Here is a 22,283-nt window from a genome sequence, read left to right on the forward strand (position 1 = left end):
TCTTCGATACTGGGGCCACTGACGCCCCGAGGAGAGCCCGTGGCCAACCCCGTACCCCCGCGCGACCGGACCGACCAGCCCTGGCGCTCGGAAGGGGCCCCGCCGCCCCCGCCGGCCAAGAAGAAGATGCCCGGCGGCTGGGGCGGACTCATCCTCACCGCGCTCGTCGTCTACCTGATCGCCAACCTCGTGCTGTCCTTCTTCAACGAGAAGGAGGGCCCGACGATCTCGTACACCGAGTTCGACAAGCAGGTCGCCGCCGGCAACGTCACCAAGATCTACTCCAAGGGCGACGCCATCCAGGGCCAGCTGAAGAACAAGCAGCCCGTCCCCAGCGGCGACGGCGACTACACCAAGTTCATCACCCAGCGGCCCGCCTTCGCCGACGACGACCTGTGGGCCCAGCTCACCAAGAACAACGTCACCGTCACCGCCGAACCGGTCGTCCAGGAACGCAGCTTCCTCGCCAACCTGCTCATCTCGCTCGCCCCGATGCTGCTGCTCGTCCTCCTGTGGGTGTTCATCGCCCGCCGCATGAGCGCCGGCATGGGCGGCGCCGGCGGCATGCTCGGCCGCAAGGCCCCGCCCAAGCCCGTCGAACTCGAAGGCGGCAGACGCACCACCTTCGAGGACGTCGCCGGCATCGACGAGGTCGAGGGCGAGCTCAACGACGTCGTCGACTTCCTGAAGAACCCCGACGCCTACCGCGACATGGGCGCCAAGATGCCCCGCGGCGTACTGCTCGCCGGACCGCCCGGAACCGGCAAGACCCTCCTCGCCCGGGCCGTCGCCGGCGAGGCGGGCGTGCCCTTCTTCTCCGCCTCCGCCTCCGAGTTCATCGAGATGATCGTCGGCGTCGGCGCCTCCCGGGTCCGCGAACTGTTCAACGAGGCCCGCAAGGTCGCACCCGCGATCATCTTCATCGACGAGATCGACACCATCGGCCGGGCCCGCGGCGCCGGCGCCGGCATGGGCGGCCACGACGAGCGCGAGCAGACGCTCAACCAGATCCTCACCGAGATGGACGGCTTCACCGGCTCCGAAGGCGTCATCGTCCTCGCCGCCACCAACCGCGCCGACGTCCTCGACCCGGCCCTCACCCGCCCCGGCCGCTTCGACCGGATCGTCCACGTCAACCCGCCCGACCGCGGCGGCCGCGAGGCCATCCTCAGGATCCACACCCGGCAGATCCCCCTCGCCCAGGACGTCGACCTCGAACACGTCGCCAAGACCACCCCCGGCATGACCGGCGCCGAACTCGCCAACCTCGCCAACGAGGCCGCCCTGCTCGCCGTGAAACGCCAGCAGCAGGCCGTCACCCAGTCCGACCTCTCCGACGCCCTGGAAAAGGTCCAGCTCGGCGCCGAACGCCCCCTCGTCATGCCCCTGGAGGAGCGCCGCCGCACCGCCTACCACGAGAGCGGCCACGCCCTCCTCGGCATGCTCCAGCCCGGCGCCGACCCCGTCCGCAAGATCACCATCGTCCCCCGCGGCCGCGCCCTCGGCGTCACCCTCTCCACGCCCGAGTCCGACAAGTACGCCTACACCGAGGACTACCTGCGCGGCCGGATCATCGGCGCGCTCGGCGGCATGGCCGCCGAACAGGTCGTCTTCGGCGTCATCACCACCGGCGCCGAGAGCGACCTGGAACAGGTCACCAACATCGCGCGCGGCATGGCCGGACGCTGGGGCATGAGCGAACGCGTCGGCCGCCTCACCGCCATCCCCGGCGACGCCCAGCAGGCCTACGGACTCTCCGCCGCGCCCGCCACCCTCGACACCGTGGACGAGGAGATGCGCCGCATCGTCGACGAGTGCTACGAGAGCGCCCTGCGCCAGCTCCGCGAACACCGCGACAAGCTCGACGCCCTCGCCGAGGCCCTGCTGGCCGCCGAGACCCTGGAGGAGGCCGAGGCCTACCGGGCGGCGGGCATCCCGCGCCTGGGCAAGGAGGCCTAGCCAGGGGGTGTCCGGCGGATCAGGGCCGGACAGGTCCTGACGGCCGTCTCAGACCACCCGGGCGACCACGTACCGGAAGACGTTCGCCATCCACACCGTCCCGTCAGCCCGGACGTACGGCTCCAGCGCCTCCAGGAGCTCCTTCTCCACCTGGTCCGGATCCGTCGCCCGTACGGCCGCGTCGAACTCGCCCGTCGACAGCAGCCCGCGCACCGCACTGTCCCGGTCCGCGTAGCCGAACGGGCACGCCACCCGCCCCGAGCCGTCCGGCCGCAGACCCGCCGCCGCGGCCGTCTCCTCGAGGGCGTCCCGCTCCGCCGGGCGCCGGTCCGCCAGCCGCGCCGCGACCCGCAGCACCGACGTCGTCGCGCACCGCTCGGCGGGACCCCAGCCCGCGAGCACGACGGCCGCGCCCCGTTCCGCCATCGGAGTGGCCGCCGCCAGGCCCCCGGCCGCACCGGCCGTGCCGTGGAAGGCCGTGATCACGTCGTACGGGCCGCCCTCCGGCAGCCCGGACACCGTGAGCGGAACCCCGGGCAGCCGCTCCCTCGCCAGCGCCACGCGCGCGTGGTCCGGGTCGGTGCCGGCCACCCGCGCCCCGCGCCCGGCCGCCATCAGCAGGGCAAGGCCGGAACCGCAGCCGAGGCCGAGCACGCGCGAGCCGGCGCCCACGCCGAGCCGGCCGTACACCGCCTCGTAGAGCGGGACGAGCATCCGCTCCTGGATCTCTGCCCAGTCACGCGCGGGGTGGTGCGGGACGAGCGTAGGTGTCATGGAAAGCGCCCCAATCCGTCACTCGGATCCGTACTCGGACGACAACCCCCCGTAGCCAGGGAACTGCGTCGGCGCGCCGCCGTCCAGTGCTGGGGCCGGACGGGCTTCGGCCCCGGGCCCCGGGCGCGGGATCCGGCCACGAACTCCCGCCGGGGGAGGGGGCGATGCCCGAGATCGGGCAGACGCCCGGTACTGTCCCTCCCACACTGCTCCGGTGCGCGTGACCTGCCCGCGCGCCGGGGCGTATGCGCCGTACGCGCGCTCCCCCCACATCCGTACCGACTGACGGGTACGTGCAAAATATTTGAGTTGCCCCGGAATGGAACCCGGAGGGGATCCGGCTCGTTGTACCCGACGTGAGCACGACACCACCTGTTCTCGCCGCAGAGCTGGCACAGGCGTGGGCCGACATTCAGCGGCACCACCCCGAGCTGCCCGACCTTGCCGCGCCCGAGTCCCTGATCGGAGAGTCCTCGTCCGCCTGCGGCGCCGAGCTCTCCTTCGAACGACTGCTCCACGAGGCAGTCCACGGCATCGCCGCCGCCCGAGGTGTCCGCGACACCTCACGGGCCGGCCGCTACCACAACCGCAGATTCCTCGCGATCGCCGAGGAGCTGGGCCTGGACCATCCCGAGGAACCGCACGCCAGCAGCGGCTTCTCCCTGGTCACCTTGAACCCGGAGGCCAGGCGGCGCTACCGGCCCACCATCGAGCGCCTCCAGCGCGCGCTCAAGGCCCACACCGTCGCGACCGCCGCCGACACCAAGCGCTCCTTCCGCGGACCCGCCGCCCGCCACGGCTCCTCGGGCGGCGGCGTCCGCGTCAAGGCCGTCTGCGACTGCGGGCGCAACGTACGCGTGGTGCCGTCCGTGCTCGCCCAGGCGCCGATCGTCTGCGGCGGCTGCGGAAAGCCGTTCCGGATCCCGGAGACGGTGGGCGCCGCGAGCTGACCCGGTTCGGCCGACCCGGGCCGGGGGACCCGGGGACGGTGGACCACGGACGGCCGACCCCACGGCGTGTGGCACAATGGCTAGCTGTACTCGACAGTCGCACAGGACCCCTCTCTCCTCCGGCTGACGCGTCCATCGGGCACCCGAGTACCGCAACCCCACGTGGCATCTCAAGTGCCCAACCACGTCAAGACCAGGAGACACCACTCCAGTGGCAGTCAAGATCAAGCTCAAGCGCCTCGGCAAGATCCGCCAGCCGCACTACCGCATCGTCGTCGCCGACTCCCGCACCCGCCGGGACGGTCGTGCGATCGAGGAGATCGGCCTCTACCACCCGACGTACAACCCGTCGCGCATCGAGGTCGACTCCGAGCGTGCGCAGTACTGGCTGTCCGTCGGCGCCCAGCCGACCGAGCCGGTTCTCGCCATCCTGAAGCTCACCGGCGACTGGCAGAAGCACAAGGGCCTCCCGGCCCCGGAGAAGCCGCTGCTCGCCCCGGCGACCAAGGAAGCCAAGCGCGCCTCCTTCGACGAGTTCGCCAAGACTCTCGAGGGCGACGACGCCAAGGGTGAGGCCATCACCCCGAAGGCCAAGAAGGCCAAGGCGGACGAGGCTGAGGCCGAGTCCACCGAGTCGACCGAGGCCTGATCATGCTCGAGGAGGCTCTCGAGCACCTCGTGAAGGGCATCGTCGAGAACCCCGACGACGTGCAGGTCGCCTCGCGCAACCTGCGCCGTGGGCGCGTCCTCGAGGTCCGGGTCCACCCCGACGACCTCGGCAAGGTGATCGGCCGCAACGGCCGCACCGCGCGTGCGCTGCGTACCGTCGTGGGCGCCATCGGCGGCCGTGGCATCCGGGTCGACCTCGTCGACGTGGACCAGGTCCGCTGAAGTTTGACACCGGCACGGGCCGGGGAGGGCCGACGGCCCGCCCCGGCCCGTTGTCGTACGACAGGAGAGATCACCAGTGCAGTTGGTAGTCGCGCGGATCGGCCGCGCCCACGGCATCAAGGGCGAGGTCACCGTCGAGGTGCGGACCGACGAGCCCGAGCTGCGGCTCGGACCCGGCGCCGTCCTGCACACCGACCCGGCCTCCGCCGGGCCGCTGACCATCGAGACCGGCCGGGTGCACAGCGGCCGGCTGCTGCTGCGCTTCGAGGGCGTCAAGGACCGCACCGCGGCCGAGGCCCTGCGCAACATCCTCCTCATCGCCGACGTCGACCCCGACGAGCTGCCCGAGGAGGAGGACGAGTACTACGACCACCAGCTCGTGGACCTCGACGTGGTCCTCGCCGACGGCACCGAGGTCGGCGTGATCTCCGAGATCTCCCACCTGCCGTCCCAGGACCTGTTCATCGTGGAACGGCCCGACGGCACCGAGCTGATGATCCCCTTCGTCTCGGAGATCGTCACCGAGATCGACCTGGAGAACCAGCGAGCCGTCATCGCCCCGCCGCCCGGCCTGATCGACGACAGCGAGGCCGTCGTCGCGTCCGCGCGCGAGGCGGAGGCCGAGGACGCCGACCGGACCGCGGCCGCCGAGCGGGGCGAGCGCGCCGAGCGGGGCGACGACGTCGAGCAGGCCGAGGCCGCCGAGCGGGGCCGGGACGCCGAGCAGACCGATGCGGCCGAGCAGGACTCCGCCGAGACGAAGAACGACGCCGGCAAGGACGCCTCCTGATGCGCCTCGACGTCGTCACGATCTTCCCCGAGTACCTCGAGCCGCTGAACGTCTCCCTCGTCGGCAAGGCCCGCGCCCGCGGCGTGCTCGACGTGCACGTCCACCACCTGCGCGACTGGACCTACGACCGGCACAACACGGTCGACGACACCCCGTACGGCGGCGGCCCCGGCATGGTCATGAAGACCGAGCCCTGGGGCGACGCCCTCGACCAGGCCCTCGCGGACGGCTTCGAGGCCGGCGCGCACGAGCCGGTCCTCGTCGTCCCCACCCCCAGCGGGCGCCCCTTCACCCAGGAGCTCGCCGTCGAGCTCTCCGAGCGGCCCTGGCTGATCTTCACGCCCGCGCGGTACGAGGGCATCGACCGTCGCGTGATGGACGAGTACGCCACCCGGATGCCGGTCTACGAGGTGTCCATCGGCGACTACGTCCTGGCCGGCGGCGAGGCCGCCGTCCTGGTGATCACCGAGGCCGTGGCCCGGCTGCTGCCCGGTGTCCTCGGCAACGCCGAGTCGCACCGCGACGACTCCTTCGCCCCGGGCGCCATGGCCAACCTCCTGGAAGGCCCCGTCTACACCAAGCCCCCGGAGTGGCGCGGCCGCGGCATCCCGGACGTCCTGCTCAGCGGGCACCACGGCAAGATCGCCCGCTGGCGCCGTGACGAGGCCTTCCGGCGCACCGCCGCCAACCGCCCGGACCTGATCGAGCGCTGCGACCCCGCAGCCTTCGACAAGAAGGACCGGGAGATCCTCTCCATGCTGGGCTGGGCCCCCGAGCCCGGCGGCCGATTTTGGCGCAGGCCGGAGACCGTGGAAGAATAGGCCGCTGCCGTGCGTCCGGCGCGCGCCCCTGCCACAGGGGGAACGACGCCCGCCAGGCACGGACGGCGATCACCAACCATTCGTACGTACCGCTGATGACCTGTGGCATCAGCGAGGAAAGAGACCTCCATGGCCTCCCTGCTCGACCAGGTGAACGCCGCTTCGCTGCGTTCCGACGTCCCGTCCTTCCGTCCGGGTGACACCGTGAACGTCCACGTTCGCGTCATCGAGGGCAACCGCTCCCGCATCCAGCAGTTCAAGGGTGTCGTCATCCGCCGTCAGGGCTCGGGCGTCTCCGAGACCTTCACGGTCCGCAAGGTCTCCTTCTCCGTCGGCGTCGAGCGCACCTTCCCGGTGAACAGCCCGATCTTCGAGAAGATCGAGCTCGTCTCCCGCGGTGACGTCCGTCGCGCCAAGCTCTACTACCTCCGTGAGCTGCGCGGCAAGGCCGCCAAGATCAAGGAGAAGCGCGACAACTGAGCATCGGCCCACAGGGCGGCGGGATAGGCTCGCCCCCGATGGACACCGAAGCACAGCACACGGAGCGCGACCGCTCCTCCGGCGAGGAGGAGCGGTCGCGCTCCGCGCGCGTTTCCGGGACGAATGCGGCCTCCGGGGCTTCGCGGACGGGGCTCTCCGGGGCTCGGAAGGGCCGGGCCTCCGAGGGTCCGGAAAGCGGCGCGTGCGGGGGCCCGGAGGACGGGGTCTCCAAGGGTCCGGAGAGCGGCGGGTCCGAGGGCCCGGAGGGCGGGGTCTCCGAGAGGCCGGAAAGCGGGGTCTCCGGTGCTCCGTCGGGCGGAGGTTCCGGGGCTCCGGAAGAAGAGGCGGGCGAGCCGCCCGCGTTCCTGACCTGGCGCCGCACGGGCGTGATCGGCCTCGCCTGCGTGGTCTTCCTGCTGCTGTTCAGCCACTTCGTGCTCCAGCCCTTCCTGGTCCCGAGCAGTTCGATGGAGCCCACCCTCCAGATCGGCGACCGGATCCTGGTCAACAAGCTGGCGTACCGTTTCGGCAATGAGCCGCGCCGTGGTGACGTCGTCGTCTTCGACGGCACCGGCTCCTTCGTCCAGGAGGAGCCCTCGGGCAACCCGGTCACCGGCCTCCTGCACGACGCGGCCGCGGCCCTCGGCCTCGCCGAGCCCGACGAGACCGACTTCGTGAAGCGGGTGATCGGCACCGGCGGCGACCGCGTGGTCTGCTGCGACAAGGACGGCCGGATCACCGTCAACGGCGTCCCCGTGCGCGAGCAGTACGTGATGCTGGGCGACCAGCCGTCCAGCGTGCCCTTCGACATCGTCGTACCGGACGGCACCCTGTGGGTGATGGGCGACCACCGCAGCCAGTCCAGCGACTCCCGCGACCACCTCGGCCAGCCCGGCGGCGGCGTCGTCCCCGTCGAGGAGGTCGTCGGCCGCGCCGACTGGATCGGCTGGCCCTTCGCCCGCTGGTCCACCGTGCCGGAGACCGACGCCTTCGCCTCCGTACCGCAGTGGACCGGAGGCGGCCACGCGGCGGGGCGCGGCCGCGGTCATGGGTAGGCGGGGCAAGGCCCCCGCCGGCCGCCGCGGGGCCGGCGCCGAACCGGACGGCGCGGGCCGTACGCCTCCGGGGCGGGCCGAGCGGCGCAGGCTCGCCCGTAAGGTCAAGCGGCGGCGCCGGCGCTCCGCCATCACGGAGATCCCGCTCCTCGTCACCGTCGCCGTACTCATCGCCCTCGTACTGAAGACCTTCCTGGTGCAGGCCTTCGTGATCCCGTCCGGCTCGATGGAGCAGACGATCCGGATCGACGACCGGGTACTCGTCGACAAGCTGACCCCCTGGTTCGGCTCGAAGCCGCGGCGCGGAGACGTCGTGGTGTTCGAGGACCCCGGCAACTGGCTCCAGCAGGAGGCCGCACCGCCGACCGACGACCCGGTCGGCCTCAAGCAGCTCAAGCAGGCGCTGACCTTCATCGGACTGCTGCCCTCGGCCGACGAACGGGACCTGATCAAACGGGTCGTCGCGGTCGGCGGGGACACCGTGAAGTGCTGCGGAGCCGACGGGCGGATCACCGTCAACGGCGTAGCGTTGGAGGAACCGTATCTGCACCCGGGGAACGAGCCCTCGAAGATCCCGTTCGAGGTGAAGGTCCCGCAGGGGAGGGTCTTCGTGCTGGGCGACCACCGCTCCGACTCCGCCGACTCGCGCTTCCACCTCGACGAGCCGGAGCACGGCACGGTCGCGGAGGACCGGATCGTCGGCCGGGCCGTCGTCATCGCCTGGCCGGTCGGCCACTGGCGCGGCCTCGAGGAGCGTGCGACCTTCGCGTCCGTACCGGAACCGGCGGCGAGCCGCGGCGGGGCGGACGCGGCCGGTCCACCAGGCGTGTCGCATAGTGTTTACCGGCATGATCTGAACGGATTGCCCCGGCTCCCGACCCCTGCGGAACTTCTGCTCGTTATGGGAGTGGTGGGCCTGTCCCTGTTCCGGGGCGGGCGATTGCACGGACTGAGGAGTGGATGTGGGGGATTTGGCCGTCGGCGCACGATCCGGACACGGCGAGCCCGAGAAGCGGCCCGAGCGGCCCGAGCGGCCCGTCCCGTCGGCGGCGGCCATGACGGATGACGCCACGGGCCACCCGGACCCCGACCCACGCTCCGCCCAGCGCCCGGGCGACCACCCGGGTCAGGGCTCCGAGCAGCGTGCGGACCAGGGCGCGATGCCGGGTTCCGGCCCGGCGGGCGGTCCGGCCGGGGGCCCCGCGGGCGGTCCGACGGGGGCCCCTGCGGGCGGCCCGGACGGTGACGGCGGCTTCCAGGACGGTGACGGCGACGGCAGCGGCGACGGCAGCGGCGGGGACGAGGGCCCGTCGGGCCGCGGCGGCCGCGCCCAGAAGAAGCCGCGTTCCTTCTGGAAGGAACTGCCCCTGCTCATCGGCATCGCGCTCGTGCTCGCGCTGCTGATCAAGACCTTCCTGGTGCAGGCGTTCTCGATCCCCTCGGACTCGATGATGAACACGCTCCAGCGGGGCGACCGGGTCCTCGTCGACAAGCTCACCCCGTGGTTCGGCTCGGAGCCGGAGCGCGGCGAGGTCGTCGTCTTCCACGACCCGGGCGGCTGGCTCGAGGACGGCAACACGCCCGAGCCCAACGCGCTGCAGACGGTTCTGAGCTGGATCGGCCTCATGCCGTCCGCCGAGGAGAAGGACCTGATCAAGCGGGTCATCGCGATCGGCGGCGACACGGTCTCCTGCAAGGAGGGCGGCAAGGTCGTCGTCAACGGCAAGGAGCTGGACGAGAGCGCCTACCTCCACCCGGGCTCGGTGCCCTGCGATCCGGCCTTCGGCCCGGTCAAGGTCCCCGAGGGCCGTATCTGGGTCATGGGCGACAACCGGCAGAACTCGCTCGACTCCCGCTTCCACATGGAGCTCGCGGGCGGCGGCACCGTCTCCAACGACGAGGTCGTGGGCCGGGCCGTGGTCGTCGCCTGGCCGGTGACCCGTTGGGCCACCCTGCCCGTCCCGGAGACCTTCGACCAGCCCGGCCTCAGCCAGGCGCTGGCCGTCGCACCGGGCGCGCTCGGCTTCGCCGGGGCGCTCCCGCTGGTGCTGTGGCGGCGCAGGAAGCTCTCCGCCCCCGTGGGAGCCGCGTCCGCCCATACCGCTCAGTAGCGACCCGCGGGTAGGGTGCCGTCCCGGACCGTCGTGCGGACGGCCGGCGGATCTCCCGAGCCCGAGGTGCCCATGAGCGTCGAACCGCGTACGAAGGACGGCCACGGCCGCCTCGGCAGTGTCCTGTCGGGGCTGGCCGTGGCCGTCGGCTTCGTGCTCTTCCTCGGTGGCTTCGTCGTCGGGGCCGTCCTCTACCAGCCCTTCTCGGTGCCCAGCGACTCCATGACCCCGACGCTCGACGTCGGCTCCAAGGTCCTCGCCGAGCGCGTCGACGGCGCGGACGTGAAGCGCGGCGACGTCGTCGTCTTCCAGGACCCGCTCTGGGGCAACGTGACCATGGTCAAGCGGGTCGTGGGCGTCGGCGGCGACACCGTCGCCTGCTGCGGCGCCGACGGTCGCCTCACCATCAACGGCAAGCCGGTCGACGAACCGTATCTGCAGGCCGGGAAGGCCGCGTCCGGGCAGAAGTTCTCCGCGACCGTGCCCGACGGAAGCCTCTTCCTGCTCGGCGACGAACGGCACACCTCGATGGACTCCCGCGCCCACCTCCAGGAGGCCGGCCACGGCTCGGTGCCGCGCTCGGCCGTCGTCGGGCGCGTCGACGCCGTCGCCTGGCCCGCCGAGGGCGTCCTTGAAAGGCCCGCCGGCTTCGCCGACCTGCCCGGCGGCATCTCCCGGCCCGGCCCGGTCGTGCCGCTCTTCTCCGCGATCGTCGCCGGGTGTGTACTGATCCTTGCCGGAGCCGCGTACGGCCCGCTGGCCAGGCGCCTGGGCGCCGGCTCCAGGAAGCCCGCGGCGGCGTCCGCGGGGAAGTCCGAGGACAGGGTGAACGCATGACGGCGGGGGACGAGGGCGTGGCGGCCGGGACCGGCGACGTGACGGAAACGGGCGACGGGCTGACGGCGGCGGGCGAGGGGCCGGCGGCGGGGGACGAGGGCGTGGCGGCCGGGACCGACGACGTGACGGCAACGGGCGACGGGCTGGCGGCGGCGGGCGAGGGGCGCGGCGAGCCCGTGGTCGAGGCGGTCGAGGCGGTTGACGCAGCAGAGGCCGCGGAGGCGGTCGAGCGGCGGCGGGTGGCGCGGGTCGTCCTGCTCGACCCCGACGACCGCATCCTCCTCCTCCACGGATACGAGCCCGACGACCCCGCCCAGACCTGGTGGTTCACGCCCGGAGGCGGCATCGAGGGCGACGAGACCCACGAGCAGGCCGCACTGCGCGAACTCGCCGAGGAGACCGGCATCACCGACGTGGAACTCGGCCCCGTGCTGTGGCGGCGCTACTGCTCGTTCCCCTTCGCCGGCCGCCGCTGGGACCAGGAGGAGTGGTACTACCTGGCCCGCACCACGCAGACCGCCACCGCCCCCGGCGGGCTCACCGAGCTGGAGGCCCGGAGCGTCGCGGGCCTGAGATGGTGGACCTCCGCCGAACTGTCGGCGGCCCGTGAGACGGTGTACCCCAACAGACTCGCCGAGCTGCTGGACGCGCTGCTCGACGAAGGACCCCCGAGCAAGCCGCTCGACCTCGCCCCGGAAATCGTTTAGGGGCACGGGCGACTGGCGCACAATAGGGGGACGCACGGCTGAAGGGGAACATGCCATGAGCGCCGAGGACCTCGAGAAGTACGAGACCGAGATGGAGCTGAAGCTCTACCGGGAGTACCGCGACGTCGTCGGGCTGTTCAAATACGTGATCGAGACCGAGCGGCGGTTCTACCTCACCAACGACTACGAGATGCAGGTGCACTCGGTCCAGGGCGAGGTGTTCTTCGAGGTCTCCATGGCCGACGCCTGGGTCTGGGACATGTACCGGCCGGCCCGGTTCGTCAAGCAGGTCCGTGTTCTCACCTTCAAGGACGTGAACATCGAGGAGCTCAACAAGAGCGACCTCGAGCTTCCCGGCAGCTGATACCCACCCGCGCGGCCCGAAACCGCACAGCAGCAGAAACCGCCCGTAGGAGTGGCCCGGTTGTCCACAACCGGCCCACTGTCCACAGCCCCGCACACGCGGAGTAGCGGTGCGTCACAGTCGGTGCCGGAGGTGGTACCGAATGAACGCAACCGGAGCACTCGGGCGGTACGGCGAAGACGTCGCCGCCCGCACGCTCGCCGCGACCGGCCTGCACATCCTCGCCAGGAACTGGCGCTGCGGGCGGGCCGGCGAGATCGACATCGTCGCCCGCGACGGCGACACCCTCGTCTTCTGCGAGGTCAAGACCCGCCGCGACGGGACCTTCCAGCACCCCATGGAAGCCGTCACGCCTCGCAAGGCCCAGCGGCTGCGGCACCTCGCCGCCCACTGGCTCGACACCCACGGCGGACCACCCGCCGGCGGCGCCGTCCGCATCGACCTCATCGGCGTCGTCCTGCCCCGCCGCGGCGCACCCGTCATCACCCACGCCCAAGGGGTGGCCTGAATGGGATTCGCCCGCACCTGCTCCGTCGCCCTCGTCGGCGTCGAAGGCGTCGTCGTCGAAGTCCAGGCCGACCTCGAAGCCGGAGTCGCCGCCTTCACCCTCGTCGGACTCCCCGACAAAAGCCTCAGCGAGAGCCGCGACCGCGTCCGCGCCGCCATCGTCAACGCCGGCGCCGAATGGCCCCAGAAGAAACTCACCGTCGGCCTCAGCCCTGCATCCGTACCCAAAGGCGGCTCCGGCTTCGACCTCGCCGTCGCCGCCGCGGTCCTCGGCGCCGCCGAACGCATCGACCCCCGCACCATCGCCGACCTCGTCCTCATCGGCGAACTCGGCCTCGACGGCCGCGTCCGGCCCGTCCGCGGCGTCCTGCCCGCCGTCCTCGCCGCAGCCGACGCCGGATACCGACAGGTCGTCGTCCCCGAACAGACCGCGGGCGAAGCCGCCCTCGTCCCCGGCGTCTCCGTCCTCGGCGTCCGCACCCTGCGCCAACTCATCGCGATCCTCGCCGACGAACCCGTACCCGACGAAGAACCCCACGACGACGGCAGACCCGACCCCATGCTCGCCGGACTCCTCGTCCCCGGCGCCGGAATCGGCACCGGACTCGCCGCCGGCCCCGCCGACGGACCCGACCTCGCCGACGTCGCCGGCCAGCACACCGCGCGCCGCGCCCTGGAAATCGCCGCCGCAGGCGGCCACCACCTACTCCTCACCGGACCACCAGGCGCCGGAAAGACCATGCTCGCCGAACGGCTCCCCGGCATCCTCCCGGCCCTCACCCGCCAGGAATCCCTCGAAGTGACCGCCGTCCACTCCGTCGCCGGCATCCTCCCGCCCGGCGAACCCCTCGTCCACCGCCCGCCCTACTGCGCACCCCACCACTCCGCGACCATGCAGTCCCTCATCGGCGGCGGCAACGGACTGCCCCGCCCCGGCGCCGTCTCCCTCGCCCACAGAGGCGTCCTCTTCCTCGACGAAGCACCGGAATTCTCGACGAAATCCCTCGACGCACTCCGCCAGCCCCTCGAATCCGGCCACGTCGTCGTCGCCCGAGCCGCCGGAGTCGTCCGCCTCCCCGCCCGCTTCCTCCTCGCCCTCGCCGCCAACCCCTGCCCCTGCGGACGCCACACCCTCCACGGCGCCGGCTGCGAATGCCCCGCCTCCGTCATCCGCCGCTACCAAGCCCGGCTCTCCGGACCCCTCCTCGACCGCGTCGACCTCCGCATCGAGGTCGAACCCGTCACCCGCAGCGACCTCCTCGGCCAAAGCAGCCGAGGCGAACCCAGCACCACCGTCGCCGACCGCGTCCGCGAAGCCCGAGCCCGCACCGCCGCCCGCCTCGACGACACGCCCTGGACGGTCAACAGCGAAGTCCCCGGCCACGAACTCCGCACCCGCTTCACCGCCGCACCCGGCGCCCTCGCCGCCGCCGAACGCGACATCGAACGCGGCCTGCTCACCGCCCGCGGCCTCGACCGCGTCCTCCGCGTCGCCTGGACCGTCGCCGACCTCGCCGGCCACGACCGGCCCGACGCCGAAGACCTCGCCCTCGCCCTCGAACTGCGCACGGGCATCGCCCGAGGCGTCCCCGCCCCCGCCGGAGCCACAGGAGAGTGGTCATGACCACCCCGTCCGACGAGGAACGCCTCGCCCGCGCCGCCCTCACCCACATCATCGAACCCGGCGACGAACACGCAGGACGCGCCTTACGCCGCCACGGCCCGACACACTTCCTCCAGCTCCTGACAGACGGCCACAGCGAACCGGTCCCGACCGGCGCCGACACCGAGACGCTGCTCCCCGCGACCAAGGACAGCACGGCAGCCCGTGACGAGGCACCGGCCACCGGCACCAGCGGCGCCCCACCCGACAACACCGCCTTCCCCGGCACCAGCACCAAAAGGATCGAGAGCTGGCGACGCCGGGCCCGGACCGCCGCACCCGAGCACGACCTCGACCGCATCACCCGCTGCGGCGGACGCTTCCTCATCCCCGGCGACACCGAGTGGCCCAGCCAGCTCGACGACCTCCACGACACCCGACCCATCGGCCTCTGGATCCGCGGCCCCGCCGACCTCCGCAGCTGGGCCCTCCGCTCCGTCGCCGTCGTCGGCGCCCGCGCCTGCACCCCCTACGGCGCCCACACCGCCGCCACCCTCGCCGCCGACCTCGCCGAACGCGGCTGGGTCGTCGTCTCCGGAGCCGCCTTCGGCATCGACGGCGCCGCCCACCGCGGCGCCCTCGGCTCCGACGGCGCCACCGTCGCCGTACTCGCCTGCGGCGTCGACATGCCCTACCCCCGCGGCCACGCCGCACTCATCCGCCGCATCGCCGAACAAGGCCTCGTCATCGGCGAACTCCCACCCGGCAGCCACCCCACCCGCAGCCGCTTCGTCCTCCGCAACCGCGTCATCGCCGCCCTCACCCGCGGCACCGTCGTCGTCGAAGCCGAATACCGCAGCGGCTCCCTCGTCACCGCCCGCGCCGCCGCCACCCTCGGCCGCCACACCATGGGCGTCCCCGGACCCGTCACCAGCGGCCTCTCCGCCGGCGTCCACGAACTCCTCCGCGGCGAGGCCACCCTCGTCACCGACGCCGCCGAAATCATCGAACTCGTCGGCGACATCGGACAGTTCGCCCCACCCCGCCGCGGCCCCGTCCTGCCCCGCGACCTCCTCGACCCCGACACCGCCCACATCCTCGAAGCCCTCCCCGGCCACCACCCCGCAGCCCTCGACGACATCGCCGCACGCGCCGGCACCGGCCCCGACCACACCCTCGCCAAGCTGTACGAACTCCACTCCCTCGGGTTCGTCGAGCGACAACAGAACGACTGGCGGTTGACGAACACCCGCACAGAACCCTCGAACGCCCGGCATGGCGGTACTTGACCCCGAGCATTCGGGTGAAAAGGTGAATCCAATGAGCAATCGAGTTCTCTCGGCCGCACCCGAGGGGCCGACCCGCGCCACGGCCCCCGTTCGAAGATGCGGGCGACGCCAGCCACCCGGACCGGCGCGAACCCCGGACGTTCGCGCACCGCGACAGCCCACTCACGCTACGCTCACGAGGATCCCGCACCCGACGACCGGAACGACCCCTTCGCACCCGACAGCAGAACGGCTCAAGGCGACGCATGCCCCAGCACACCTCCGGGTCTGACCGCGCTGCGGTGCCCCCAGCAGCCCGGGGCACCGTGCGACCGCCCGCCCCGACCTCGCTCGACGAACTCTGGCGCTCGTACAAGGACACCGGCGACGAGCGGCTACGGGAACAGCTGATCCTGCACTACTCACCCCTCGTGAAGTACGTCGCCGGACGCGTCAGTGTCGGCCTGCCCTCCAACGTGGAGCAGGCCGACTTCGTCTCCTCCGGAGTCTTCGGACTCATCGACGCCATCGAGAAGTTCGACGTCGAGCGGGCCATCAAGTTCGAGACCTACGCCATCACCCGCATCCGCGGCGCCATGATCGACGAACTCCGCGCCCTCGACTGGATCCCCCGCTCCGTCCGCCAGAAGGCCCGCAACGTCGAACGCGCCTACGCCACCCTCGAAGCCCAGCTGCGACGCACCCCCAGCGAAGCCGAGGTCGCCGACGAAATGGGCGTCACCCTGGAGGAACTCCACTCCGTCTTCAGCCAGTTGTCCCTCGCCAACGTGGTCGCCCTCGAAGAGCTCCTCCACGTCGGCGGCGAAGGCGGCGACCGGCTCTCCCTCATGGACACCCTCGAGGACACCGCCGCCGACAACCCCGTCGAGGTCGCCGAGGACCGCGAGCTGCGCCGGCTCCTCGCCCGCGCCATCAACACCCTCCCCGAACGCGAGAAGACCGTCGTCACGCTGTACTACTACGAAGGCCTCACCCTGGCCGAGATCGGCCACGTTCTCGGCGTCACCGAGAGCCGGGTCAGCCAGATCCACACCAAGTCCGTCCTTCAGCTGCGCGCCAAACTGGCCGACGTGGGCCGCTGACCGAGCGAGGCCCTCTCGCCGTACAGTGGATCCGTGCCCAGGATTCGAGCGGCCTCCGTGGCCGAGCACCGGACCATGCAGCGCGGCGCCCTGCTCGACGCCGCGCGCTCCCTGCTGTCCGAAGGCGGCACGGAGGCGCTGACCTTCCCCGCCCTCGCCGAGCGCACGGGCCTCGCCCGCTCCTCGGTCTACGAGTACTTCCGCTCCCGGGCCGCAGTGGTCGAAGAACTCTGCGCCGTCGACTTCCCCGTCTGGGCCGCCGAGGTCGAGACGGCCATGGCCGCCGCCGACACCGCCGAGGGCAAGGTTGAGGCGTACGTCCGCAGCCAGCTTGAGCTGGTGGGGGACCGGCGCCACCGCGCGGTGGTCGCGATCTCCGCGAGCGAGCTCGACGACGGCGCCCGCGAGAAGATCCGCGCCGCCCACGGCGGCCTGGTCACCATGATCGTCGAAGCCCTCACCGACCTGGGCCGCCCCCAGCCCCGCCTGGAAGCCATGCTCCTCCAGGGCGTCGTCGACGCTGCCGTCCGCCGCATCGAACTCGGCGCGGCCGAGGACCCGGCAACCATCACGGAAGCGGCCGTGTCGATGGCCCTGGGCGGAATCCGCGGCGCCTGACCCCGCCTCGCGAGAACCTTCGGCTTGGGGGCCCTCCCCCTCCCCCCCCGCCCCCCACCCCTCCCCGCGCCCACCCCTCCCCACCTCCCTCCCTCTTCCGTCTACACGGGTGGCTGCCCCCAGACCGGGAGGAGTCTCGGCGTCCCGGCTCCGATCAGGGTGAGCGGGTTCAGGTAGGTGCCGCCGCGCAGCAGGCCCCAGTGGAGGCAGCTGCGCGGGCAGTGGCCGTCCCCGTCCGCCACGTGGCCGATGACCTCGCCCGCGCGGACGGTCGCGCCCGGGCGCACCAGGGGGTCCACCGGGCCGTACGTGGTGCGCAGGGGCGGCGTGCCCGTGTCCGGCAGGGTGAGGGTGAGGACGCCGTGGCCCGCGACCGGGCCCGCGAAGGTGATCGTGCCGGCGGCGGGGGCGCGGACCGGGGTGCCCGGTGGGGCGGCGAGGTCGATGCCGCGGTGGCCCGCGGCGTACGGGCCGGGGGGTGGCTTCCAGCCGCGCAGGACCTCGGGGCGGGGCGGTCCCACCGGCCAGATCGCGGTGACCAGGGTGAGCAGCAGTGTGGTGGCGGGTGCGAGGTGAAGGTTCATGGCTGCAGGCTGCCCGGGCGGCGGGGGTCGTGACCGGTATCGCCGGAATCTGTGGACAACCGCCGGGTTGTGGACAGTGCCGTCACCCGGTGCCTCCGGGGTCCCGTACACTTTCCATGGCGACCCGGGTCACCGGGTCGACTTCGCACGCCCCGCCACTGGTCTCCTCGACGGTGGCAGCGCCGATCGGTCCTTCGTGGCACGGCGCGTCGGGGCGTCAGGACACAACCGATCAACCCAAGGAGATACGGCCATGGCCGTCGTCACGATGCGGGAGCTGCTGGAGAGCGGCGTCCACTTCGGTCACCAGACCCGTCGCTGGAACCCGAAGATGAAGCGCTTCATCTTCACCGAGCGCAACGGCATCTACATCATCGACCTGCTCCAGTCGCTGTCGTACATCGACCGCGCCTACGAGTTCGTCAAGGAGACCGTCGCGCACGGCGGCTCCATCATGTTCGTCGGTACGAAGAAGCAGGCCCAGGAGGCCATCGCCGAGCAGGCGACCCGTGTCGGCATGCCGTACGTCAACCAGCGCTGGCTGGGCGGCATGCTCACCAACTTCTCGACCGTCTACAAGCGTCTGCAGCGCCTCAAGGAGCTCGAGCAGATCGACTTCGAGGACGTGGCCGCCTCCGGCCTCACCAAGAAGGAGCTCCTGGTCCTCTCCCGCGAGAAGGCCAAGCTGGAGAAGACCCTCGGTGGTATCCGCGAGATGCAGAAGGTGCCGAGCGCCGTCTGGATCGTCGACACCAAGAAGGAGCACATCGCCGTCGGTGAGGCGCGCAAGCTCCACATCCCGGTCGTCGCGATCCTCGACACCAACTGCGACCCCGACGAGGTCGACTACAAGATCCCGGGCAACGACGACGCGATCCGCTCCGTCACCCTGCTCACCCGCGTGATCGCCGACGCCGTCGCCGAGGGCCTCATCGCCCGCTCCGGCGCCGCGACCGGCGACCAGAAGCCGGGCGAGAAGGCCGCCGGCGAGCCGCTCGCCGAGTGGGAGCGCGACCTGCTCGAGGGTGAGAAGAAGGCCGACGAGGCTCCGGCCGCCGAGGCTCCGGCCGCTGAGGCCCCCGCTGCCGAGGCCCCGGCTGCCGAGGCTCCGGCCGCCGACGCCGAGCAGGCCTGACCCTTCCGGTCCCTCAGGACCTTCGGGTGACGACGGCGGGGGCCCACGAAGCCCCCGCCGTCCACCCGTGGACCCGCCCGATCTTTCAGACTTCGAGAGAGAAACAGACTCATGGCGAACTACACCGCCGCTGACGTCAAGAAGCTCCGCGAGCTCACCGGCGCCGGCATGATGGACTGCAAGAAGGCCCTGGACGAGGCCGACGGCAACGTCGACAAGGCCGTCGAGGCGCTCCGCATCAAGGGCCAGAAGGGCGTCGCCAAGCGCGAGGGCCGCTCTGCCGAGAACGGCGCCGTGGTCTCCCTCATCGCCGACGACAACACCTCCGGTGTCCTGGTCGAGCTGAAGTGCGAGACGGACTTCGTCGCCAAGGGTGACAAGTTCCTCGCCGTCGCCAACGCGCTCGCCGCCCACGTCGCCGCCACCTCCCCGGCCGACATCGCCGCGCTGCTCGCCTCCGAGATCGAGGCCGGCAAGACCGTGCAGGCGTACGTCGACGAGGCCAACGCCAACCTCGGCGAGAAGATCGTCCTGGACCGCTTCGCGCAGTACGCCGACGGTTTCGTCTTCGCGTACATGCACCGCACGATGCCGGACCTCCCGCCGCAGATCGGTGTCCTCGTCGAGTTCGACAAGGCCGACGCCGACGTCGCCAAGGGTGTCGCCCAGCACATCGCCGCCTTCGCGCCGAAGTACCTCACCCGCGAGGACGTCCCGGCCGAGGTCGTCGAGACCGAGCGTCGCGTCGCCGAGGAGACCACCCGCGCCGAGGGCAAGCCCGAGGCCGCGATCGCCAAGATCGTCGAGGGTCGCGTCAACGGCTTCTTCAAGGACGCCACGCTGCTCGGCCAGCCGTACGCGCTGGACAACAAGAAGTCCGTCCAGCAGATCCTGGACGAGGCCGGCGTGACCCTGAAGCGCTTCACCCGCATCAAGGTCGGCATCTGAGTCCGTACGCAACGGACACCGGACCCCGGTAGGGTCTGAAGCAGCCGCTCGCGTCCGCGCGGGACGGCCGCAGATCTGACGAGGAGGCCATTGCCGTACGGGACACCGCAAGGACCCCAGGCAATGGCCTTCTTCGTATGTGCACGAGGAGATCCCCATGAATCAGGGCGCCGCACAGGGCGACGACAACAACGGCAAAAAGGCCGGCCGCTTCATGCTGAAGCTGTCCGGTGAGGCTTTCTCCGGAGGCACCGGTCTCGGAGTCGACCCGGATGTCGTGCACGCCATCGCGCGCGAGATCGCGGCCGTCGTCCGCGACGGCGCCCAGATCGCGATCGTGATCGGCGGCGGCAACTTCTTCCGTGGCGCCGAGCTCCAGCAGCGCGGCATGGACCGGGCCCGCTCCGACTACATGGGCATGCTCGGCACGGTGATGAACTGCCTCGCCCTCCAGGACTTCCTGGAGAAGGAGGGCATCGACTCGCGCGTCCAGACCGCCATCACCATGGGCCAGGTCGCCGAGCCGTACATCCCGCTGCGGGCCGTGCGCCACCTGGAGAAGGGCCGCGTGGTCATCTTCGGCGCCGGTATGGGCATGCCGTACTTCTCCACGGACACGACCGCCGCCCAGCGTGCCCTGGAGATCGACGCCGAGGCCCTCCTCATGGGCAAGAACGGTGTCGACGGCGTGTACGACTCCGACCCGAAGGCCAACCCGGACGCGGTCAAGTTCGATGCGCTGGAGTACGGCGAGGTGCTCTCCCGCAACCTGAAGGTCGCCGACGCCACCGCGATCACCCTGTGCCGGGACAACACCCTTCCGATCCTCGTCTTCGAGCTGCTCGCCGAGGGCAATATCGCTCGCGCGGTGAAGGGTGAGAAGATCGGCACGCTCGTGAGCGACCAGGGCACCCGGGCCTGACCCGAACCGGGAACCGCCCCGCGTCGGGGCCGCACCCCGTGAGGGGGACGGTCCCCGCGAGGGGGATGGACAGAGCCCTGCCGGTCGTACACCGTGCAGGACACAACGCGACGACACGCAGGAGCAAGTGGTGATCGAAGAGACCCTCCTCGAGGCCGAGGAGAAGATGGAGAAGGCCGTCGTGGTCGCCAAGGAGGACTTCGCCGCGATCCGCACGGGCCGTGCGCACCCGGCGATGTTCAACAAGATCGTGGCGGACTACTACGGTGCCATCACCCCCATCAACCAGCTGGCGTCGTTCTCCGTTCCGGAGCCGCGCATGGCCGTGGTGACCCCGTTCGACAAGAGCGCGCTGCGCAACATCGAGCAGGCCATCCGCGACTCGGACCTGGGCGTCAACCCGAGCAACGACGGCAACATCATCCGTGTGGTCTTCCCGGAGCTGACCGAGGAGCGCCGCAAGGAGTACATCAAGGTCGCCAAGGGCAAGGCCGAGGACTCCAAGATCTCGATCCGCTCGGTGCGCCGCAAGGCCAAGGAGACCATCGACAAGTTCGTCAAGGACGGCGAGGTCGGTGAGGACGAGGGCCGCCGCGCGGAGAAGGAGCTGGACGACACCACCGCGAAGTACGTGGCGCAGGTGGACGAGCTGCTCAAGCACAAGGAAGCCGAGCTCCTCGAGGTCTGATGAACGACTCATCCTGGGGGGCCCCGGCCGGATCCGGCTTCGGGGGACCCGACCAGGGGCCTGCCCCGGCGGGTCCCGCCTACGACGGGCGGCTGGCGGCGCAGACTCGGCCCATGCCCATCGTGTCCGACGTTCCCGCCGGCGACAACCAGGACGATCACGACCGGGGGGCCGCTCTGCCGAGCGGTCCCCTGTTCCGTGACGAGACGCCGCACGAGCACCCGCCGCACGAGCCCCCGCAGGAGCCCATGTCCAGCCCCTCCCAGCCGCCGCACGCTCCTTCGCCCCGGCAGCAGCCGCGGCAGAAGAAGAGCGCGGGCCGTGACCTGGGTGCGGCGATAGGGGTCGGCGTGGGGCTCGGCGCGGTCATCATCGCGTCGCTGTTCATCTGGAAGCCGGCGTTCGTCGGGGTGATAGCGGTCGCCGTGGTGGTCGGCCTGTGGGAGCTGACCTCCCGTCTCCAGGAGCGCAAGGGCATCAAGGCGCCGCTGGTCCCGCTCGCGGTCGGCGGCGCGGCGATGGTCGTCGCCGGGTACGTGCGGGGCGCGGAGGGCGCGTGGGTGGCGATGGCGCTCACGGCGCTGGCCGTCCTCGTGTGGCGGATGACGGAGCCGCCCGAGGGCTATCTGAAGGACGTCACGGCGGGTGTGTTCGCCGCGTTCTACGTGCCGTTCCTGGCGACGTTCGTGGCGCTGCTGCTGACCGCGGACGACGGTCCGCAGCGGGTGCTGACGTTCCTGCTGCTGACGGTGGTCAGCGACACGGGCGCTTATGCGGTCGGCTGGCGGTTCGGCAAGCACAAGCTGGCGCCGCGGATCAGTCCGGGGAAGACCCGGGAGGGTCTGCTCGGGGCGGTCGCGTTCGCGATGGCGGCGGGTGCGCTGTGCATGCAGTTCATGATCGACGACGGCACGTGGTGGCAGGGTCTGCTGCTCGGTCTGGCGGTCGCGGCGAGCGCGACGCTGGGTGATCTGGGCGAGTCGATGATCAAGCGTGACCTCGGCATCAAGGACATGGGCACGCTGCTGCCGGGTCACGGCGGCATCATGGACCGGCTGGACTCGCTGCTGCCGACGGCGCCGGTGGTGTGGCTGCTGATGGTGGTCTTCGTCGGCAGCGGCTGACGGGTCCGTCCGGGCAGGTCGTGTGCGAAGGGTCCGTCGTCCCC

The 22,283-nt window shown here is 71.6% G+C and carries 25 protein-coding genes; 23 read left to right on the top strand and 2 right to left on the bottom strand.

The genetic code is table 11. The annotated features are described in order from the left end of the window. Positions 1 to 39 precede the first annotated feature (39 nt). The gene (gene ftsH / locus ACFY8W_RS22490) at positions 40 to 1,959 is read left to right on the top strand and encodes an ATP-dependent zinc metalloprotease FtsH (protein WP_391107906.1); all 1,920 of its coding nucleotides are present in this window, start codon (positions 40 to 42) and stop codon (positions 1,957 to 1,959) included. 48 nt (positions 1,960 to 2,007) lie between these two features. On the opposite strand, the gene ACFY8W_RS22495 is transcribed toward ftsH, so the two are convergent. Beyond that, positions 2,008 to 2,733 carry a methyltransferase domain-containing protein gene (locus tag ACFY8W_RS22495; protein WP_391107908.1) on the bottom strand — a complete coding sequence of 242 codons (726 nt, stop codon included), beginning with the start codon at positions 2,731 to 2,733 and terminating at the stop codon, positions 2,008 to 2,010. Positions 2,734 to 3,089: 356 nt separating this feature from the next. Between ACFY8W_RS22495 and ACFY8W_RS22500 the strand changes: the two genes are divergently transcribed. The 17 genes from ACFY8W_RS22500 (at position 3,090) to ACFY8W_RS22580 (ending at position 16,838) form a co-directional block, all read left to right on the top strand. Further along, positions 3,090 to 3,683, top strand: coding sequence for a hypothetical protein (locus tag ACFY8W_RS22500; protein ID WP_384421813.1), 594 nt, complete (start codon positions 3,090 to 3,092; stop codon positions 3,681 to 3,683). Between the two features lie 211 nt (positions 3,684 to 3,894). Further along, a complete protein-coding gene (gene rpsP, locus ACFY8W_RS22505) occupies positions 3,895 to 4,332 on the top strand; it encodes a 30S ribosomal protein S16 (protein ID WP_391107911.1) in 438 nt (145 codons plus the stop codon). Positions 4,333 to 4,334: 2 nt separating this feature from the next. After that, positions 4,335 to 4,574: an RNA-binding protein gene (locus ACFY8W_RS22510; RefSeq protein WP_056566048.1), complete on the top strand. Its 240-nt coding sequence runs from the start codon at positions 4,335 to 4,337 to the stop codon at positions 4,572 to 4,574. Between the two features lie 76 nt (positions 4,575 to 4,650). Next, the gene (gene rimM, locus ACFY8W_RS22515) at positions 4,651 to 5,364 is read left to right on the top strand and encodes a ribosome maturation factor RimM (protein WP_391107914.1); all 714 of its coding nucleotides are present in this window, start codon (positions 4,651 to 4,653) and stop codon (positions 5,362 to 5,364) included. Next, entirely contained in the window at positions 5,364 to 6,185 is an 822-nt protein-coding gene (trmD, locus tag ACFY8W_RS22520; protein ID WP_391107917.1) for a tRNA (guanosine(37)-N1)-methyltransferase TrmD, read from the top strand. The genes rimM and trmD overlap by 1 nt, the downstream gene beginning before the upstream one ends. Positions 6,186 to 6,314: 129 nt before the next feature. After that, positions 6,315 to 6,665, top strand: coding sequence for a 50S ribosomal protein L19 (rplS, locus tag ACFY8W_RS22525; protein ID WP_391107920.1), 351 nt, complete (start codon positions 6,315 to 6,317; stop codon positions 6,663 to 6,665). A 38-nt stretch (positions 6,666 to 6,703) separates the two neighbouring features. Further along, positions 6,704 to 7,720: a signal peptidase I gene (gene lepB / locus ACFY8W_RS22530; RefSeq protein ID WP_391107923.1), complete on the top strand. Its 1,017-nt coding sequence runs from the start codon at positions 6,704 to 6,706 to the stop codon at positions 7,718 to 7,720. Then, positions 7,713 to 8,786, top strand: coding sequence for a signal peptidase I (lepB, locus tag ACFY8W_RS22535; RefSeq protein ID WP_391107926.1), 1,074 nt, complete (start codon positions 7,713 to 7,715; stop codon positions 8,784 to 8,786). Before lepB (ACFY8W_RS22530) ends, lepB (ACFY8W_RS22535) begins: the two co-directional genes overlap by 8 nt. Beyond that, positions 8,692 to 9,831, top strand: coding sequence for a signal peptidase I (gene lepB, locus ACFY8W_RS22540; RefSeq protein ID WP_391108290.1), 1,140 nt, complete (start codon positions 8,692 to 8,694; stop codon positions 9,829 to 9,831). The genes lepB (ACFY8W_RS22535) and lepB (ACFY8W_RS22540) overlap by 95 nt, the downstream gene beginning before the upstream one ends. Positions 9,832 to 9,903: 72 nt before the next feature. Further along, positions 9,904 to 10,668 carry a signal peptidase I gene (gene lepB / locus ACFY8W_RS22545; protein ID WP_391107928.1) on the top strand — a complete coding sequence of 255 codons (765 nt, stop codon included), beginning with the start codon at positions 9,904 to 9,906 and terminating at the stop codon, positions 10,666 to 10,668. A gap of 176 nt (positions 10,669 to 10,844) precedes the next feature. Beyond that, positions 10,845 to 11,375 (top strand): NUDIX domain-containing protein, encoded by a 531-nt coding sequence (locus ACFY8W_RS22550; protein ID WP_391108293.1) that lies wholly within the window; start codon positions 10,845 to 10,847, stop codon positions 11,373 to 11,375. Between the two features lie 55 nt (positions 11,376 to 11,430). Further along, on the top strand, positions 11,431 to 11,739 hold the full coding sequence (locus ACFY8W_RS22555; RefSeq protein WP_005311352.1) for a DUF2469 domain-containing protein: 309 nt from the start codon (positions 11,431 to 11,433) through the stop codon (positions 11,737 to 11,739). A gap of 142 nt (positions 11,740 to 11,881) precedes the next feature. After that, positions 11,882 to 12,247, top strand: coding sequence for a YraN family protein (locus tag ACFY8W_RS22560; RefSeq protein WP_391107931.1), 366 nt, complete (start codon positions 11,882 to 11,884; stop codon positions 12,245 to 12,247). Further along, positions 12,248 to 13,870, top strand: coding sequence for an ATP-binding protein (locus ACFY8W_RS22565; RefSeq protein WP_391107934.1), 1,623 nt, complete (start codon positions 12,248 to 12,250; stop codon positions 13,868 to 13,870). Then, complete coding sequence (gene dprA / locus ACFY8W_RS22570; protein ID WP_391107937.1) at positions 13,867 to 15,138, top strand: DNA-processing protein DprA; 1,272 nt, start codon at positions 13,867 to 13,869, stop codon at positions 15,136 to 15,138. The genes ACFY8W_RS22565 and dprA overlap by 4 nt, the downstream gene beginning before the upstream one ends. Before the next feature lie 245 nt (positions 15,139 to 15,383). Continuing rightward, entirely contained in the window at positions 15,384 to 16,220 is an 837-nt protein-coding gene (whiG, locus tag ACFY8W_RS22575) for an RNA polymerase sigma factor WhiG (protein WP_389654256.1), read from the top strand. Positions 16,221 to 16,277: 57 nt separating this feature from the next. Then, entirely contained in the window at positions 16,278 to 16,838 is a 561-nt protein-coding gene (locus ACFY8W_RS22580) for a TetR family transcriptional regulator (RefSeq protein ID WP_391108295.1), read from the top strand. A 101-nt stretch (positions 16,839 to 16,939) separates the two neighbouring features. On the opposite strand, the gene ACFY8W_RS22585 is transcribed toward ACFY8W_RS22580, so the two are convergent. Then, positions 16,940 to 17,422 carry a peptidoglycan DD-metalloendopeptidase family protein gene (locus tag ACFY8W_RS22585; protein WP_391107940.1) on the bottom strand — a complete coding sequence of 161 codons (483 nt, stop codon included), beginning with the start codon at positions 17,420 to 17,422 and terminating at the stop codon, positions 16,940 to 16,942. 253 nt (positions 17,423 to 17,675) lie between these two features. On the opposite strand from ACFY8W_RS22585, the gene rpsB reads away from it, so the two are divergent. From rpsB to ACFY8W_RS22610, 5 genes are all read left to right on the top strand, one after another. Next, positions 17,676 to 18,557, top strand: a complete 882-nt coding sequence (gene rpsB, locus ACFY8W_RS22590) for a 30S ribosomal protein S2 (RefSeq protein WP_391107943.1) — start codon at positions 17,676 to 17,678, stop codon at positions 18,555 to 18,557. A 111-nt stretch (positions 18,558 to 18,668) separates the two neighbouring features. Next, positions 18,669 to 19,505 carry a translation elongation factor Ts gene (gene tsf / locus ACFY8W_RS22595; protein WP_391107946.1) on the top strand — a complete coding sequence of 279 codons (837 nt, stop codon included), beginning with the start codon at positions 18,669 to 18,671 and terminating at the stop codon, positions 19,503 to 19,505. 157 nt (positions 19,506 to 19,662) lie between these two features. Then, positions 19,663 to 20,427, top strand: coding sequence for a UMP kinase (gene pyrH, locus ACFY8W_RS22600; RefSeq protein ID WP_391107949.1), 765 nt, complete (start codon positions 19,663 to 19,665; stop codon positions 20,425 to 20,427). Between the two features lie 130 nt (positions 20,428 to 20,557). Beyond that, positions 20,558 to 21,115, top strand: coding sequence for a ribosome recycling factor (frr, locus tag ACFY8W_RS22605; protein ID WP_391107952.1), 558 nt, complete (start codon positions 20,558 to 20,560; stop codon positions 21,113 to 21,115). Continuing rightward, complete coding sequence (locus tag ACFY8W_RS22610) at positions 21,115 to 22,239, top strand: phosphatidate cytidylyltransferase (RefSeq protein WP_391107955.1); 1,125 nt, start codon at positions 21,115 to 21,117, stop codon at positions 22,237 to 22,239. Before frr ends, ACFY8W_RS22610 begins: the two co-directional genes overlap by 1 nt. The last annotated feature ends 44 nt before the right edge of the window (positions 22,240 to 22,283 follow it).

Source organism: Streptomyces sp. NPDC012637, from assembly GCF_042954805.1.
Lineage (GTDB): Bacteria > Actinomycetota > Actinomycetes > Streptomycetales > Streptomycetaceae > Streptomyces.

Excerpts from the sequence above, each read along its gene's own strand:
- lepB (WP_391107928.1), top strand. The coding sequence starts at position 9,904 with ATGAGCGTCGAACCGCGTACGAAGGACGGCCACGGCCGCCTCGGCAGT.
- trmD (WP_391107917.1), top strand. The coding sequence starts at position 5,364 with ATGCGCCTCGACGTCGTCACGATCTTCCCCGAGTACCTCGAGCCGCTG.
- rpsB (WP_391107943.1), top strand. The coding sequence starts at position 17,676 with ATGGCCGTCGTCACGATGCGGGAGCTGCTGGAGAGCGGCGTCCACTTC.
- ACFY8W_RS22510 (WP_056566048.1), top strand. The coding sequence starts at position 4,335 with ATGCTCGAGGAGGCTCTCGAGCACCTCGTGAAGGGCATCGTCGAGAAC.
- ACFY8W_RS22565 (WP_391107934.1), top strand. The coding sequence starts at position 12,248 with ATGGGATTCGCCCGCACCTGCTCCGTCGCCCTCGTCGGCGTCGAAGGC.
- whiG (WP_389654256.1), top strand. The coding sequence starts at position 15,384 with ATGCCCCAGCACACCTCCGGGTCTGACCGCGCTGCGGTGCCCCCAGCA.
- ACFY8W_RS22560 (WP_391107931.1), top strand. The coding sequence starts at position 11,882 with ATGAACGCAACCGGAGCACTCGGGCGGTACGGCGAAGACGTCGCCGCC.
- dprA (WP_391107937.1), top strand. The coding sequence starts at position 13,867 with ATGACCACCCCGTCCGACGAGGAACGCCTCGCCCGCGCCGCCCTCACC.
- lepB (WP_391107923.1), top strand. The coding sequence starts at position 6,704 with ATGGACACCGAAGCACAGCACACGGAGCGCGACCGCTCCTCCGGCGAG.
- tsf (WP_391107946.1), top strand. The coding sequence starts at position 18,669 with ATGGCGAACTACACCGCCGCTGACGTCAAGAAGCTCCGCGAGCTCACC.
- ACFY8W_RS22585 (WP_391107940.1), bottom strand. The coding sequence starts at position 17,422 with ATGAACCTTCACCTCGCACCCGCCACCACACTGCTGCTCACCCTGGTC.
- ACFY8W_RS22610 (WP_391107955.1), top strand. The coding sequence starts at position 21,115 with ATGAACGACTCATCCTGGGGGGCCCCGGCCGGATCCGGCTTCGGGGGA.
- lepB (WP_391107926.1), top strand. The coding sequence starts at position 7,713 with ATGGGTAGGCGGGGCAAGGCCCCCGCCGGCCGCCGCGGGGCCGGCGCC.
- rplS (WP_391107920.1), top strand. The coding sequence starts at position 6,315 with ATGGCCTCCCTGCTCGACCAGGTGAACGCCGCTTCGCTGCGTTCCGAC.
- pyrH (WP_391107949.1), top strand. The coding sequence starts at position 19,663 with ATGAATCAGGGCGCCGCACAGGGCGACGACAACAACGGCAAAAAGGCC.
- ACFY8W_RS22495 (WP_391107908.1), bottom strand. The coding sequence starts at position 2,733 with ATGACACCTACGCTCGTCCCGCACCACCCCGCGCGTGACTGGGCAGAG.
- ACFY8W_RS22555 (WP_005311352.1), top strand. The coding sequence starts at position 11,431 with ATGAGCGCCGAGGACCTCGAGAAGTACGAGACCGAGATGGAGCTGAAG.